Here is a 14066-nt window from a genome sequence, read left to right as displayed (position 1 = left end):
GTGCCGCACTAAATTGATTAAGGAATCTACTAATCACTAAAATTGTTATTGGAATAGTCGTTAAGTATACCGTTGGTAATCATCTTGGCCAAATAGGTCGTTCCCGATTTTACCTCAATACCTTTTTCTAGCGCTTTTTCCCCACTATCCATTGAAATTATGGTGACCGGAGCTAATAGATTTTTAGCAAGGTAAATACCCGAATCGTCCTCAAAAGAAGAAACCTCCTTTTTTGCATCACTTCTCCTAACGGCATATTTTCTAAAATTCCTTTGCAGACTACTTGCCAACATTTGGCCCTCTTTACTGGAGCTATAGTGTTGCACGTTTAAGACATAGTTCCGAGTGCTCTTACTCAACTCCTGCAGTACGATAACCCGTTGATAGCTACCATTATTCATTAGGTATTTTTTATTCACAATACTGGGATAACCACCTAATAGCGCTATATTAAAACTTTTATCCGTAGCATTCGTTTTTAGATTTTCTTCGGACATAGCACTGTCTAAAAGGTAGACTTTAGCACTCCTAACCAATAGCGCTCTTGCTAATTGTATAATAAAATTATTAGAGCGCTCGGAAATATCTTTACCACTTAGACTAGGGGAATACATTAGGTAATAGACCGTATTTTTTAAACTACTATCCTTGACAGCTAAATTGGTCAGTTCCTTATCGAAGATAGACTTCTCGACTAGTTCTTCAACAGCTATTCTAACGCCTCTATTTTTAAAAGAATCCGGAGCATCCGGCAAGAGATAATTTTTCCCGATGACCAATTCGCTCCCGTTACGGATATCTTTCTCGTTTAACTTATAGAATTCTTCATAATATTTTACGGGGTCTATACCTTCGTTTCTCAAGATAGAGAAAATACCATCTCCTTTTTTTGCAACCACGGTATCTAGCTTGCTTTGACTAGTAATTGTACACCAAGACAAGAGAAAAGAACTGTAAAAAATTATCTTCCACATGAAAAAAGAATTAAAATTCTTTTGTAAAGATAATCGGAGAAGTCGACTTATGATAAAAAATGTTAAACCACGCGTTAAATAAAAACTATGAGTTATTTGTGATAATCATTCTTGACCTTTTTTCTTTTGCCCGAAGCCAGCACTGGGATTTCCTCAACCAACTCAATAGAGACCTTTGCGTCATCTCCAAAATTACTCCGAACTTCTGCAATCAATTCCTCTTCAAAATCACAAATCCCCGAAAACATATTCAACTTGATTAAATATTCTTTTAAACCTGATTGAATAAATTGAAACTGCTTTATTCTATCAAAGTAAGGATAAAACTGATTGTCTATGAACAATGAAGAGACTTGTTTGCCCTTAGTGTCATAAACGGCATCAATTCTTCGGCCTTGAATTTTCGTTAGTTTCGGAAAAGGATTATGAACTGTTACTTTATCCAAAAAGTAAGATAAATCTCCTGTATCATATCTTATGATAGGCATCATGTAATTGTATAAATCCGTAACCACAATTCTGCCTATTTCTCCTTCTTCCGCTGGTTCATCTGAATCTATCTTCAATATTTCCATATGATAACTGGCCCAATTGACCTCAAAATCATTTCCTTTTTCATGCAAACTTTGCTGAGCTAAAATACCAACCTCCTGACTTGAATATCTTGATAAGATTCTGACTCCAAAATAGGACATGAAAAAATGCTTCGTATAATCACTTAAAGCTTCTGCTATAGCTACAACCGCTTTAATTTTTATAGAGCGGAATTGTTCTAATTTATTCTGTTCTATATACTGTGCTATGTACTCCAAATTGGAAGCATACCCTACAATTGTTTGAGGGAATGAGCTATTGGCAAGATTTTCTAAAATCACTTTTATTTGAGCCTCATTTACACTTTTAAGATTAAAATATTGAAAATTTTCAAGTTTTCTTTTCAGGGTTTGTTCCTTGCCAATGCTACTTGTAGCGCCAATAAAAACAAGTTTTTCCCCTAAATTATAGCCAGCTTTTTTAAGATAAAACAATGTATCCGCTGAGTTTCTTTTCTTTTTACCCTGACCCCAGTAAAGAAAAAATGGAATACCTGTTGAACCACTGGTAGAAACTTTAATTTTTTTTTGATTCCTATGTAAGGAAGATATGAAATCATTAAAATTTTCTTGAATCGAAGGCTTTGTAATAACAGGAAAATCGGACAGCGTTTCTAAACCAATTTGGTTCATGTAATAAGGAACGTGGCTTTTTGCATGGGTAAGTAATTTTACAATTTTTTCATTGCTATGCGCTACCAGAGAATGAACATCTTCTTTTTCCTGATATTTTAATAGCTCTCGTTGATGTCCTTTAATTGGAAAACCTTTAAAACCATCTACTACATAGAATATTAAGCTTCTTAATTTACTTGTTAAGTATATCATGGTAAAACTATTTCTCAGATAAGGCTTAGAAAATTAAAGATAAACATCTCCTACTTTTCGCACCCGTATTTTTCTTGCAGGATTTCCGTAAAAAACTGAAAGTTCCATACAATCTTTAGTTATGAGAGAACTAGCCCCAACAATAGTATGCGTACCTATTTTCTTTCCATGTAGTATAGTTGCACTTATAGAAATAGCAGAATAAGCACCTATTTCCACATTGCCCCCCAAGGTAACATTGGAAGCTAAACTAGAAAACTTGTGCATTATGCCTTCATGACCAATACTTGCCCTTGTGTTTATTATAGTAAAATCTCCGATTTTACTATGACAATTCACTACAGCCCCAGGCATTATAACAACACCTTTTCCTATTTCAACATCCTTTCCTATAAGAGCACTTGGATGAATTGCGGAAGCGAAGTTAATTTTTGGTGTTAATTTTATAATTTTTTCAAATATAACCGACCGTGTCCAATTGTCTCCAACTGCAATCAAAATACTACAGGTCGGATATTTTTTTAATATTTCTGGAAGTACATTTTCGCAACCAAGTACTTTGTACCCAAAAACTACGGCATCTTTTGGTTTATAATTATCCAAAAGACCAATTATAGTACCTGCAACAGATTTTTCAACGATATCTATTACAACCTTGGCGTGTCCTGAAGCTCCAAAAATGAGCATAGGATTTTCAATATTTTCTTTTTCGTTCACTACAGGGGGAATTGAACTTTTTGTTAAAATTAGTTAAAAAATTATTATCCCACTATTGATAAGTGCTTCTTAATGAGAAATCGGAAAGAAATCGCGCCAAAATCCGCGTCTTAAACTTAAGACAGATTAAGAGCATGGTGAAAATAAGCTCAATTCACTAAAAATACTGTCCTATTCCAAAAACAATACCTTTATCCGCATCTCTGGTTATTCCATACCCGTAATCAATCCTAAAAATAGCATTGAATATTCTTTTGTGCATAAAACGTATACCCGCTCCGGGATAAATTCTTATGTTCTGATTATCGCTAAAATCGCCAAAATCACCCCCTGGATTTCGCCAAGAACCACCGTCTATAAATACGTTAGTCTGTAAGACAAACCAATCTTTATCAATTAAAGTATGCCTATACTCTGTATTCAGAACAATGGCTCCCGTACCTCTGTCAATTGTATTTCCAACCCCTCTTATATTCAAATTATTATCTACGGTAAAAGGAGCAAATGGGGTATCTACGTTACTAGCCAGACCTAAGCGAAGACGACTCGCCCAATTTCCTTTTTTACCGACCCTGTGGTAATAGGAGAAATCGTTAAAACCAATCCAAAAATCTGGTAAATTATCGTCCGTACTACCTACATATTGAAGATTAAGGCTACTTCTAAAACCAGATAAATACTGATAATGATAAGCGATATCATCATAATTATAAATAAGCTTAAAAAGATGCTTGTCTACGGATAGCTCTTGTGGAACGCCTGCACTGGTAGCCCCGAAAAGGTAATCATAATTCTCCGTAAAGAAACTTACCCCTAACTCCAATCTGTTTTTAAAATTTACCTCGTAAAGTCCCAACACTTCGAATCCTTCATTGTTATATCGGTAATCTGCGGTATCGTTATCAAAAAAAACAGGTTCCTGAGTGGTAAAGCTATTGTAGGCAAATGCCAAACCGAATTTATTACTGAAGAGGTACGGTGCCCTAAAACTTAATCCATAGGAATTAAAAACATCAAACTGATAAAAACCGCCCAAGGTCATATTCTTACCAAAGAGGTTAAACTCTTGAAGACCCACCCTGAAGGCAAAATCATCATTCGCAGAACTGAAGAGATTCGCAAAAGGAATTAAAGTGAAATTTTCTTCTACACCATACACTACGGTATAATTTCCTTCATTAACAGGAAAAACTTGATAATACGCATGTGATACAGAGGGAAGTCTTTTAAGACGGGTCATATCTTTCTCCATGAGAATGGAGTCCAAAACCATGCCTTCCTTTAGTTCTACTAAATTCTTAATAAAAGAAGGTTTTGTCCGCTTTGTGCCTTGGATTTTTATATCCTGAACTATTCCTTCTTGAGCGCTCAAAATCGCACAAAAAAATAAGAGCAAAACATATAGTATGGGTCTGGAAATCATCAAATTGTCACTTGACTGCAAAAATAGGGTTTAGTTTTTTTAAAAGTATCACAGCTGGTGCCCGAATACCTTTAAGGGGTAAAATTTTTAACGGAAAAAAGATTCACCCAATTATCCTCGCTTACGGCTAAAAGTGTAAATCCATAGGTGACGTTCGGCTTTAAATCATCTGGTGTATCTGGCGTAATATTCAGCACGACATTTTCTAATTCATAAAATCTGAAAAATTTATCGAAAGTGTAGGTGCCTGAAATTAGCGTATCATCGGCGTCGGTTATTACCTGAAAATATATTTTAGTGTCATCGTACAGCCCATCCTCCCAAGTAATCAGGGGATTAATGGTATTAGACTCCACACTTACATTGGTAGCAATATATTCTGTAGGCTTGCTACTGTTCTTTATTCGGATGGGGTTAGAAAGGTGTACCTTTTCATCTTCCTCAAAACTTACGATTACCCATTTCTCTTCCGTAATCGTTACTTCAAACTTTTTTAAAAAACCATTGAAAACATCTAATAGAGGTAATGCCTTTCTTTCGTATGCCTCAAAATCATTTTTTTGGCTATCATCCCCGAAGGCTTCAAAATATTGAATGTTGGTTACGCCCGGTCTAGGATATAAAAAAACACTTACCAACGAATCATTTTGATTGCTGGCCGCACATGCTATTACATTATCTATGACAATTTCATTAGCATCTAAATAGGAAGACAAGGTGCTGTCATCAGGTAAATCGTCAGAACAGGCCAGTACCAAACCAAAACATAATGCAATAAGTCTTTTCAATTTTTAAAAGCTTTATAATGACTTCCAATAACCTCCTGTGCTGGCTTGTTCTGTGGTGTAAACCGATTATCCGATGCTCCACCAGATGCGTCATGCTTAATGAACCATTTCCATACATATCCCCCTGCAAACCAATCTTCCGACCAAAATTCATTAAAAATGGCCTTCTTTGCATTTGCTTGAGCAACCAAGTTCACATTATCCTCATTATTAGCTACCAACCAAGGCTTTTTAGCGGTGTAGTCCATACTACGATAACCAAACTCCGTAAAAAGAACTTTTCTATCATTTGCTTTGGCTACCGCAGTTATTTTATCTTTCCATGGCTGCCATCCTTTCTGCAATTCGGCTATAGTCGGTGTTTTTGAGTCTGACAAAGGAAAATAGGCATCGACACCTATATAATCCAATTCCTTCCAAAACGGTGTTCGCTTATATTCATCCCAATTGGCGGCATACGTCAACTTACCTTTATAGACCGCTCGTATTTTCTTTATGAGCCGCAACCAATAATCCGGTCTATTTTCGACAAATTTTTCCAGTTCTGTACCTATACAAAGAATAGGCACTCCCATTTCCGCTGCCAAGGCTGCATATTTCAAAATGAACTTATCGTAAGCGCTTTCCAATTTTTTCCAATTCTCCTCAGATTCCATTGTTATGGTTCCCGTAAATTCCCCTCTCCAAACCCATATTTGGGGTTTTATCATCACCTTTATTCCATTCTTCTGCAAAAGGGCTATGTATTGTTTAGCACCTTTACTGGTTTCCCCGAACCATTGCCTATCCGTATCAAAAATAATTTCCGGACTACTAATTTCCCGCATAAAACCAAAGGGCATCACTGCGGCACTGTTCGCATGAATATTAAGTACTTCGTTTACCTGGGCTTGGCTAACCTTATCTCTAGAAGCTACAAAGCTTACCCCATTAATTTTTTCTTGAGCATCACTGTTACAAGAGAATTGTATGCAGCAAATAAAAAGGAGTCCTAATTTTCTCATATAGAATATTATGACTCCTAATTTAGGTTTTTTTAAAGGTCCTACTTAAAAAATACCTCGTAATCCTATGTTAAAAGTCTCTCCAAGACCCGTATTGCTTCCCCTTACAAAATTAGTATATAGTACTTCTAAGTTAAGCGCTTTGGTTAATTGATATTTAGCCCCTCCTCCTAAAGCGGTGAAATCTTGAGCAAATTCGTTCCCTAAATCTAATCGTTGCGAATGTTGGGCCAAAGCAAGAACCGTAAATTTAGAACTCGGGAAATAACTGATAAATACCCCTGGATTTATATTTAAGCTATTGTTTGCAAAACTTTCTTCCTGGTCTCCAAAGTTAAGTTCTGTGGTCAACTCTGTAAAAAGTTGCCATTTGTTACCGGGAAAAGTATAATCATAGAACAAACGGTTTTGCCAAACAAACCCTTTCTGCTCTAGAAAAACGCCGTTTTCTGTCTCATTATCAATTAACGGAATAAACAGGGAACTTTGGATAGAAAAATTACTTACCGCTGCAAAGGGTACAAATTTAATAGACGGGGCAAAAGCGGTTAGACCTGAACGGGAATTATCGTCACCACTGAAGCTAAACACATCTAAAGCGCCTCTTTCATCATTCTGAGAGCTGATTACATTAGAACGTAACCTGGCAATAAAACCAAGGTTTACCCTGTTGTTTCTTCCTACGCCGGTATAAAATTCAAAGGTGGAAGTAAAAAATGATTGTCTTGGCTCCTTACCTTCGGTAAATGTACTTTCCGTTTGCGTGTAAAGGTTATTGAACCATTTGATATCTACTTGACCCTTACCTATTAATTTAGAAGGTGTGTACTGTTGAATATTACTTTTTTGCTGTAAACTGTCTTGCGAAACTCCGTTAAAAAAAGCCAATAGGGCTCCCGCAAGAAATAAATTTCTTTTTAATAATTTCATTACTAGTTATTTAAATTGTTGTTTATTGTTTTATTTGACCTCGTTCAAGGTCCAATCATATGGATAGTAGGACACTTTACTATTGTCCGGAAGTTTTTCTGTTCTGTACGTATTTATAAAGTCTACCAAATCTGACCCGTTTTGCTCAAAATCGCCTGTATACCATTCGAATATTTGTGACACTTTTACCTTGTTCTTGTTCACACGAATAAAATTATCGTCGTTCAGGGCTTTTTTTGTCTGCGTATTCAACTGCGAGTTCAATGTGCTTGGTTTATAGGCGTTAGCTATAATTGGAGGGCAGCCAAGACCAGCACACACAAGCACAAAATGGAATCTGGGGTCCTTAGAGAAATTAGCTCTCAGTAGTTTATTTTCTATATCGTTAAGCGTTATATTCTCACCACCCACCTCATATTTCTTTTTATCAAAAAAGCCGGCAACATCCAAAGGTGATTTTAAAGGATAGTTATTTACGATACCATTAATTACCAATAGGTTATAGGTGTTTATCCAAAAAGCTTGGTAATTCTTTGCATCGGAGGTAGTCACCGAAATTGCTTTCGCACTATCTAAAAGTGATGCCAGCGCATCAGGATTATTTTTTATCGCTTTATAATTTACACGACCGTTATTAACGTGTTCTTTTAAGAAACTATCTGTGCTAGTGAAATAGCTATTTAAATCTTGAGCGTTGGCACTGATCAAGAAAAATAGGCTTATCGCTATTATGGTTATTGTATTTTTCATTTTAGTTGTTTTATAAATTGATTAGCATTTTCCACTAGGTCGAAACTATTTTAACAAACCTACAAGACCATCTGTTTTTTTGTGAATATTTTAAGAGTTTATAGCATCGTTACCTTAATATATAAACCAAAAATATTTACGTAATCTTATGACATAATTTTTGTCGTGTTTAGGAATACCTGTGAAATCATTCGTTCTAAAATTTATAATCTTTCTAAATAAAGATGCTTTGTTAAGTTATTACCTTTAGGGACGACACAACAACCAACAAAACCAATTCATGGAACATATTGTAATTATAGGCAACGGTATTTCGGGAGTGACCGTGGCACGTCACGTAAGAAAACTTTCCGACAAGCGAATCACCATCATTTCTGCCGAAACAGATTATTTTTTCTCACGTACTGCCCTCATGTACATTTACATGGGGCACATGAAGTTTGAGCATACACAACCCTATGAAAACTGGTTTTGGAAAAAAAATAGAATTGAACTGGTCAAAGGTTATGTAAAACAAGTACATACCAGCGAAAACAAAGTAGCGTTAGCCGACGGCACTTCCATCGATTATGATAAATTGGTCATCGCCACGGGTTCTAAGCCAAATAAATTTGGATGGCCAGGACAAGATTTGGAAGGCGTACAAGGGCTTTACTCCAAACAGGATTTGGATAACCTTGAAAAATTTGCCCCAGATAAAGAGCAATGCAAAAGAGCCGTTATCGTTGGTGGCGGACTTATAGGAATAGAAATGGCCGAAATGCTCCGCAGTCGTAAAATACCCGTAACATTTTTGGTGCGGGAAGATAGTTTCTGGAACGGCGTACTACCCGCAGGAGAATCTGCATTGATTAACGAACACATACTGGAACATCATATAGATTTACGATTAGGCACCAATCTCGTTGAAATTTTATCCGACGAAAATGGAAAAGCAAAGGCCGTTGTCACGGACAAAGGAGATACCATACCATGCGATATAGTCGGGTTAACTGCCGGTGTTTCACCCAACGTAGATTTTCTAAAAGAATCTGATATAGAATTGGGACGTGGTGTAAAAGTGAACCGTTTACTAGAAACTAGTGCCAAAAACGTCTATGCCATTGGAGATTGTGCCGAGCAACATGAGGCTATTGGCAACAGAAGACCTATAGAAGCAGTTTGGTACACCGGAAGGATGATGGGTGAAACTTTAGCACAAACACTTTGCGGTAACCCAACGGAATACAAACCCGGGCATTGGTTCAACTCCGCAAAATTTTTAGATGTAGAATATCAAACCTATGGTTGGGTATTTAGCGAACGGGGAATGAAAGACTACGAGCAACATTTTCACTGGCGCCATGCCAAAGAAAAGATTTGCATCACCATAGCCTTTCATAAAGAATCTAAATTATTCTTAGGAATAAATACGTTTGGGATACGTATGCGCCATGAGCTATTTGATAAGTGGCTTACAGAAGAAAGGAGCGTGGATTATGTGATGGAGTATTTGAAGGATGCCAATTTTGATCCTGAATTCTACAAACAATACGAGGGCGAGATAGTGGCCAAATACAACTCTGAATTTGGGACGAACATCAACCCTAAAAAGAAAAGTTGGAAACGAATTTTTAGTAACGCGTAAACTGTTGACGGTTGCGAGTTGATGGTTGATAGCTAATTCAACCGACAACAAACAACCAGCAACGAACAACCATTTTATGAAAACAATAAAGAACATAGGGCTTGTCATTTTTTTAGTTGGACTGGCTATTTTTACCGCACTACCTGTCATTGGAACTTATTCCATATCAAGCACTGATTTTAAGGCATTTGTAAGCGAAAAAGGAATCAAGAGTGATTTGTTCGTAGCTGATTTAGAGAAAAACGTTGTCAATCAATCCTTTGATGGAATGTTGGCATTTGCACCTAAAATTACCGCTGCGCTAGAAAAAGCGAATGCGCAACATAGAAAGAACAAGGAGTACAAAAAGGTGATTTACACCAAACCGCACGACATGGCCGCTCAACTTGGTAAAAAGGCAGGGAGTGGTTTCATCGTTGAGAATAAAGGGTTAATGTGGTTCTTAACTTTTGGATTGGGAATAATCGGAGCCTTACTTTTTATACTCCCCAATGTTGTTTTATTAGGCCAAAAGGGCATTAAAAACGATGGTATTTATCATCAAAGTAGCACCAACAAAGGTTGGGTAGCTTGGTTGGTTTTTATCTTTCTGGTAGGTTTTTACCTTATCCTTTACTTCCGTTCGGAATATGCCGTAAACTGGACCTATCTAGTAGACCCGATCAGTGAAAGCCTAAGTGGTAATCCTGCAGGACACTGGTTTGTCTATGGTTTTATGTACTGTGTTGTCATGACCGTTATGGCCGTGCGTATGTATATCAAATACCGTCACAATATTTATCAAATAGTTCGGACCACCTCCGTACTGTTCTTTCAGATTGTATTCGCCTTTCTAATCCCCGAGATTATGGTAAGACTTCAAATGCCTTACTATGATTTTAAAAATGCATTTCCCCTAGATTACGATTTTTTCTTTCAATGGAACTTAAAATCGCTCATTAATAGCGGTGGTATTGGCATGTTCATTTTGTTCTGGGGTGTTATACTCACCTTGGTCATCGTTCCGGTAATGGTCTACTTTTTCGGAAAAAGATGGTACTGCTCATGGGTATGTGGTTGTGGCGGACTTGCCGAAACCCTAGGCGACCCTTACCGTCAACATTCCAGTAAATCACTTTTCTCATGGAAAGTAGAGCGTTGGTTGATTCACGGGGTATTATTGTTTGCGCTGGTAATGACGGGAATGACCTTGTATAGCTTCTTTTCCGAAACGGGCACCGTGCTAGGACTTAAAACATCCGGAGTACAGAATACATACAGCCTCTTGATAGGTTCCGTATTCGCCGGAGTCATTGGTACGGGATTCTATCCTATTTTCGGAAATAGGGTATGGTGTAGGTTTGGTTGTCCCCTAGCTGCTTATTTAGGCTTTGTACAACGCTTTAAATCTCGTTTTAGAATTACCACCAATGGCGGTCAGTGTATCTCCTGTGGAAATTGTTCTACCTATTGCGAACAAGGAATAGATGTTAGGGCTTATGCGCAAAAGGGCGAAAACATAGTGCGTTCTAGTTGTGTAGGTTGTGGTGTTTGTTCCGCCGTGTGTCCACGTGGGGTATTAAAACTGGAAAACGGACCGGAAGCAGGTCGTATTAACCCAACACAAGTCCTGTTAGGAAATGACCCTGATTTAATGGAATTGGTAAATAAAAAATAATACTATGCTCCCTAGACCCCTAATCTTAATTGTACTTTTTATGGTCGTTTGTTCTTCCTACGCTCAGGACAAGACCTATAGTAAAACCTACCATGCCAATGGAAAATTAGCTTCAGAAGGATGGTTACGCTACAATGTGCCTACGGACTACTGGAAATTCTATCATGAAAACGGAAGAATTTCAGAACAGGGAAGCTATAAATATGGTAAAAGAGATAGTTATTGGTATTTTTTCGACCAACATCGGGTGCGTACACAAGAAGGGCATTACGAAAATGGCGAAAAAGTAAATTGGTGGCTGTTCTACGACAATAAAGGACGTATTAATCACAAATGCCAATTGAGTAAAGGTGTAAAAAATGGGTACTGCCTTAAATATATGGACGAAAAACTGACTTCGGCCGAAAAATATAGCAATGGAAAAAAAATCAAGGAATGGACTAGCTTTGGGGATTTTACAAAAGAGAACAGTTTATCCGATTTAAAGTAATGACCCAAATTAAAGTTATCATCCCCGCCTTTAATGAAGCAGATTCCATTGGAAAAGTAATTCATGAGCTTCCAAAATCGGTATCCGAGGTAATAGTTGTGAACAATAATTCTACGGATAATACGGTAGGTAATGCCCAAGATGCGGGAGCAACCGTGCTTACAGAGGAGAGAAAAGGTTATGGTTATGCCTGCCTTCGTGGATTAGATTATGTTGCCGAACAATCCAAACAACCCGATATTATCGTATTTATCGATGGAGACTATTCCGATTATCCTGAGGAGTTGAACAAGGTGGTAGCTCCAATTTTAGAGGATGATATCGATTTTGTAGTCGGAGCCAGAAGAAAAAGTTTACGAGAAGAAGGGTCCATGACACCACAGCAGGTTTTTGGAAACTGGTTGGCCACTTTTTTAATGCGTTTGTTTTTTAGGGCAAATTTTACGGATTTAGGTCCTTTTAGGGCCATTAAATACGAAAAGCTCAAGGAATTGGAAATGCAGGACAAGACCTACGGATGGACGGTAGAAATGCAATTGAAAGTTTTACGTAAAAAAATGACATATACCGAAGTACCAGTACGTTACAAGAAAAGAATTGGTGTTTCAAAAGTGTCCGGAACGGTAAAAGGTAGTATATTTGCAGGCGTTAAAATATTGGGTTGGATTTTTAAATACAGTATAAAATAATATGGGACTTACAATTTCTTACATCATTATTGCCATTTACAGTATTTCATTGCTATTGATTTTCTTTTATAGCCTTGCCCAATTGAATCTTTTGGTGAATTATTTAAGCCAGAAAAGACAGAACCAAACGGCTCCTAAATTTAATTTGCTGGACCCCAAGGAAATTCCTTTTGTTACCATACAACTTCCCGTTTACAACGAGGAGTATGTAATGGAGCGACTTTTAGAGAACATCGCAAAAATAGAATACCCAAAAAGCAAGTTAGAAATTCAGGTGTTGGACGATTCTACGGATGATACCGTCATAGCTACGGCCAAAAGTATCGCTGCATTACAGGAGACGGGATTAGACATTAAACATATTTGTAGAACGGACAGAACCGGTTTTAAAGCAGGTGCTTTAAAAGAAGGTTTAAAAATAGCGAAGGGAGATTTTATTGCCATATTCGATGCAGACTTCCTACCCTCCGCGGACTGGTTAAAGAAAACAGTAGTCTATTTTAAGGACGAAGAAATAGGTGTGGTACAAACACGATGGGGCCATATCAACAGAGAGTACTCTACGCTAACAAGGATACAAGCTTTTGCTTTGGATGCGCACTTTACCTTAGAACAAGTAGGGCGTAACGCCAAAGGGCATTTCATAAACTTTAATGGTACCGCAGGTATCTGGAGAAAAGATTGCATTATAGATGCCGGAAACTGGGAAGGCGATACCCTAACGGAAGATTTGGATTTAAGCTACCGCGCACAGTTAAAAAACTGGAAATTTAAATATTTAGAGGATGTAGAGACTCCCGCAGAACTTCCTGTGGTAATTAGCGCAGCACGTTCACAACAGTTCCGTTGGAACAAAGGTGGTGCGGAGAACTTTAGAAAAACCGTTTGGAGCGTTATTACCGCAAAGAATATTCCTTTTAAAACCAAGTTTCACGGGGTAATGCATTTACTGAACAGCTCTATGTTCCTTTGTGTATTTATCGTAGCACTTTTAAGTATTCCTATGCTCTACATCAAGAACATGTACGGTCATTTAGGATGGGTTTTTGAGGCGACCAGCTTCTTTATCGTAAGTACCATTATTCTTTTTGTATGCTATTGGTTTACCTATAAGAGCATACAGGGAAGTAGTTTTGACAACTTCATAGATTACATTAAACTCTTCTTTACCTTTTTCTCCGTAGCCTTAGGCTTTTCGCTGCACAATTCTATTGCGGTGCTAGAGGGGCATATGGGCAAAAGAAGTGAGTTTGTACGTACGCCAAAATTCAATATTAACAATATCACGGAAAGTTGGAAAGGCAATAAATATTTGGCCAAAAAACTATCTCCGAACATGATTCTAGAATTTGCGCTCATGGTCTATTTCCTATTTGGAATGTACAGCGCCGTACCCTTGAACGATTTTGGTCTGTTCCCCTTCCATTTTATGTTGTTCCTGGGCTTTGGTTTTGTATTTTTTAAATCCTTGACGGCACGAGCCTAAATTGCAATACTTTTAAAAATAAAAAAGGATAGCGGTGCGCTATCCTTTTTTATTGGTGCTACTCTTAAGTTTGGTATCTTGTTGTTAAAATAGGTATAAACGTGTCAAGG

The 14066-nt window shown here is 37.4% G+C and carries 13 protein-coding genes; 5 read left to right on the top strand and 8 right to left on the bottom strand.

Going from position 1 to position 14066, the window contains the following annotated elements; all coding sequences use genetic code 11:
* Positions 1-29: 29 nt before the first annotated feature.
* The 8 genes from SJY09_RS16225 to SJY09_RS16190 all read right to left on the bottom strand — a co-directional run bounded on the left by SJY09_RS16225 (position 30) and on the right by SJY09_RS16190 (position 8007).
* Complete coding sequence (locus tag SJY09_RS16225) at positions 30-974, bottom strand: hypothetical protein (RefSeq protein ID WP_396636750.1); 945 nt, start codon at positions 972-974, stop codon at positions 30-32.
* Positions 975-1066: 92 nt separating this feature from the next.
* Entirely contained in the window at positions 1067-2395 is a 1329-nt protein-coding gene (locus SJY09_RS16220; protein ID WP_396636749.1) for a hypothetical protein, read from the bottom strand.
* Positions 2396-2428: 33 nt separating this feature from the next.
* On the bottom strand, positions 2429-3112 hold the full coding sequence (locus tag SJY09_RS16215; protein ID WP_396636748.1) for an acetyltransferase: 684 nt from the start codon (positions 3110-3112) through the stop codon (positions 2429-2431).
* Positions 3113-3269: 157 nt separating this feature from the next.
* Positions 3270-4535 carry a POTRA domain-containing protein gene (locus SJY09_RS16210; RefSeq protein WP_396638646.1) on the bottom strand — a complete coding sequence of 422 codons (1266 nt, stop codon included), beginning with the start codon at positions 4533-4535 and terminating at the stop codon, positions 3270-3272.
* 71 nt (positions 4536-4606) lie between these two features.
* The gene (locus SJY09_RS16205) at positions 4607-5323 is read right to left on the bottom strand and encodes a hypothetical protein (RefSeq protein WP_396636747.1); all 717 of its coding nucleotides are present in this window, start codon (positions 5321-5323) and stop codon (positions 4607-4609) included.
* The gene (locus SJY09_RS16200) at positions 5320-6327 is read right to left on the bottom strand and encodes a glycoside hydrolase family 113 (protein WP_396636746.1); all 1008 of its coding nucleotides are present in this window, start codon (positions 6325-6327) and stop codon (positions 5320-5322) included. The genes SJY09_RS16205 and SJY09_RS16200 overlap by 4 nt, the downstream gene beginning before the upstream one ends.
* A 45-nt stretch (positions 6328-6372) precedes the next feature.
* Positions 6373-7257, bottom strand: coding sequence for a hypothetical protein (locus tag SJY09_RS16195; RefSeq protein WP_396636745.1), 885 nt, complete (start codon positions 7255-7257; stop codon positions 6373-6375).
* A 30-nt stretch (positions 7258-7287) separates the two neighbouring features.
* On the bottom strand, positions 7288-8007 hold the full coding sequence (locus tag SJY09_RS16190; RefSeq protein WP_396636744.1) for a DUF547 domain-containing protein: 720 nt from the start codon (positions 8005-8007) through the stop codon (positions 7288-7290).
* Between the two features lie 280 nt (positions 8008-8287).
* Here SJY09_RS16190 and SJY09_RS16185 point away from each other — a divergent pair, with 280 nt between their 5' ends.
* The 5 genes from SJY09_RS16185 to SJY09_RS16165 all read left to right on the top strand — a co-directional run bounded on the left by SJY09_RS16185 (position 8288) and on the right by SJY09_RS16165 (position 13956).
* On the top strand, positions 8288-9634 hold the full coding sequence (locus SJY09_RS16185) for an NAD(P)/FAD-dependent oxidoreductase (RefSeq protein ID WP_396636743.1): 1347 nt from the start codon (positions 8288-8290) through the stop codon (positions 9632-9634).
* Between the two features lie 76 nt (positions 9635-9710).
* Entirely contained in the window at positions 9711-11291 is a 1581-nt protein-coding gene (locus SJY09_RS16180; RefSeq protein ID WP_396636742.1) for a 4Fe-4S binding protein, read from the top strand.
* Positions 11292-11295: 4 nt separating this feature from the next.
* On the top strand, positions 11296-11781 hold the full coding sequence (locus tag SJY09_RS16175) for a toxin-antitoxin system YwqK family antitoxin (RefSeq protein ID WP_396636741.1): 486 nt from the start codon (positions 11296-11298) through the stop codon (positions 11779-11781).
* The gene (locus SJY09_RS16170) at positions 11781-12470 is read left to right on the top strand and encodes a glycosyltransferase family 2 protein (protein ID WP_396636740.1); all 690 of its coding nucleotides are present in this window, start codon (positions 11781-11783) and stop codon (positions 12468-12470) included. The genes SJY09_RS16175 and SJY09_RS16170 overlap by 1 nt, the downstream gene beginning before the upstream one ends.
* A 1-nt stretch (position 12471) precedes the next feature.
* Complete coding sequence (locus SJY09_RS16165) at positions 12472-13956, top strand: cellulose synthase family protein (RefSeq protein WP_396636739.1); 1485 nt, start codon at positions 12472-12474, stop codon at positions 13954-13956.
* The last annotated feature ends 110 nt before the right edge of the window (positions 13957-14066 follow it).

This window comes from Maribacter sp. R77961 (assembly GCF_044594925.1).
GTDB lineage: Bacteria > Bacteroidota > Bacteroidia > Flavobacteriales > Flavobacteriaceae > Maribacter.
This window is presented reverse-complemented; position numbering and strand designations above follow the sequence as displayed.

What these genes read in the sequence shown, in the direction of transcription:
- SJY09_RS16210 (WP_396638646.1), bottom strand. Translation starts at nt 4,535, where the DNA reads ATGATTTCCAGACCCATACTATATGTTTTGCTCTTATTTTTTTGTGCG.
- SJY09_RS16185 (WP_396636743.1), top strand. Translation starts at nt 8,288, where the DNA reads ATGGAACATATTGTAATTATAGGCAACGGTATTTCGGGAGTGACCGTG.
- SJY09_RS16225 (WP_396636750.1), bottom strand. Translation starts at nt 974, where the DNA reads ATGTGGAAGATAATTTTTTACAGTTCTTTTCTCTTGTCTTGGTGTACA.
- SJY09_RS16220 (WP_396636749.1), bottom strand. Translation starts at nt 2,395, where the DNA reads ATGATATACTTAACAAGTAAATTAAGAAGCTTAATATTCTATGTAGTA.
- SJY09_RS16190 (WP_396636744.1), bottom strand. Translation starts at nt 8,007, where the DNA reads ATGAAAAATACAATAACCATAATAGCGATAAGCCTATTTTTCTTGATC.
- SJY09_RS16180 (WP_396636742.1), top strand. Translation starts at nt 9,711, where the DNA reads ATGAAAACAATAAAGAACATAGGGCTTGTCATTTTTTTAGTTGGACTG.
- SJY09_RS16170 (WP_396636740.1), top strand. Translation starts at nt 11,781, where the DNA reads ATGACCCAAATTAAAGTTATCATCCCCGCCTTTAATGAAGCAGATTCC.
- SJY09_RS16175 (WP_396636741.1), top strand. Translation starts at nt 11,296, where the DNA reads ATGCTCCCTAGACCCCTAATCTTAATTGTACTTTTTATGGTCGTTTGT.
- SJY09_RS16200 (WP_396636746.1), bottom strand. Translation starts at nt 6,327, where the DNA reads ATGAGAAAATTAGGACTCCTTTTTATTTGCTGCATACAATTCTCTTGT.
- SJY09_RS16165 (WP_396636739.1), top strand. Translation starts at nt 12,472, where the DNA reads ATGGGACTTACAATTTCTTACATCATTATTGCCATTTACAGTATTTCA.
- SJY09_RS16195 (WP_396636745.1), bottom strand. Translation starts at nt 7,257, where the DNA reads ATGAAATTATTAAAAAGAAATTTATTTCTTGCGGGAGCCCTATTGGCT.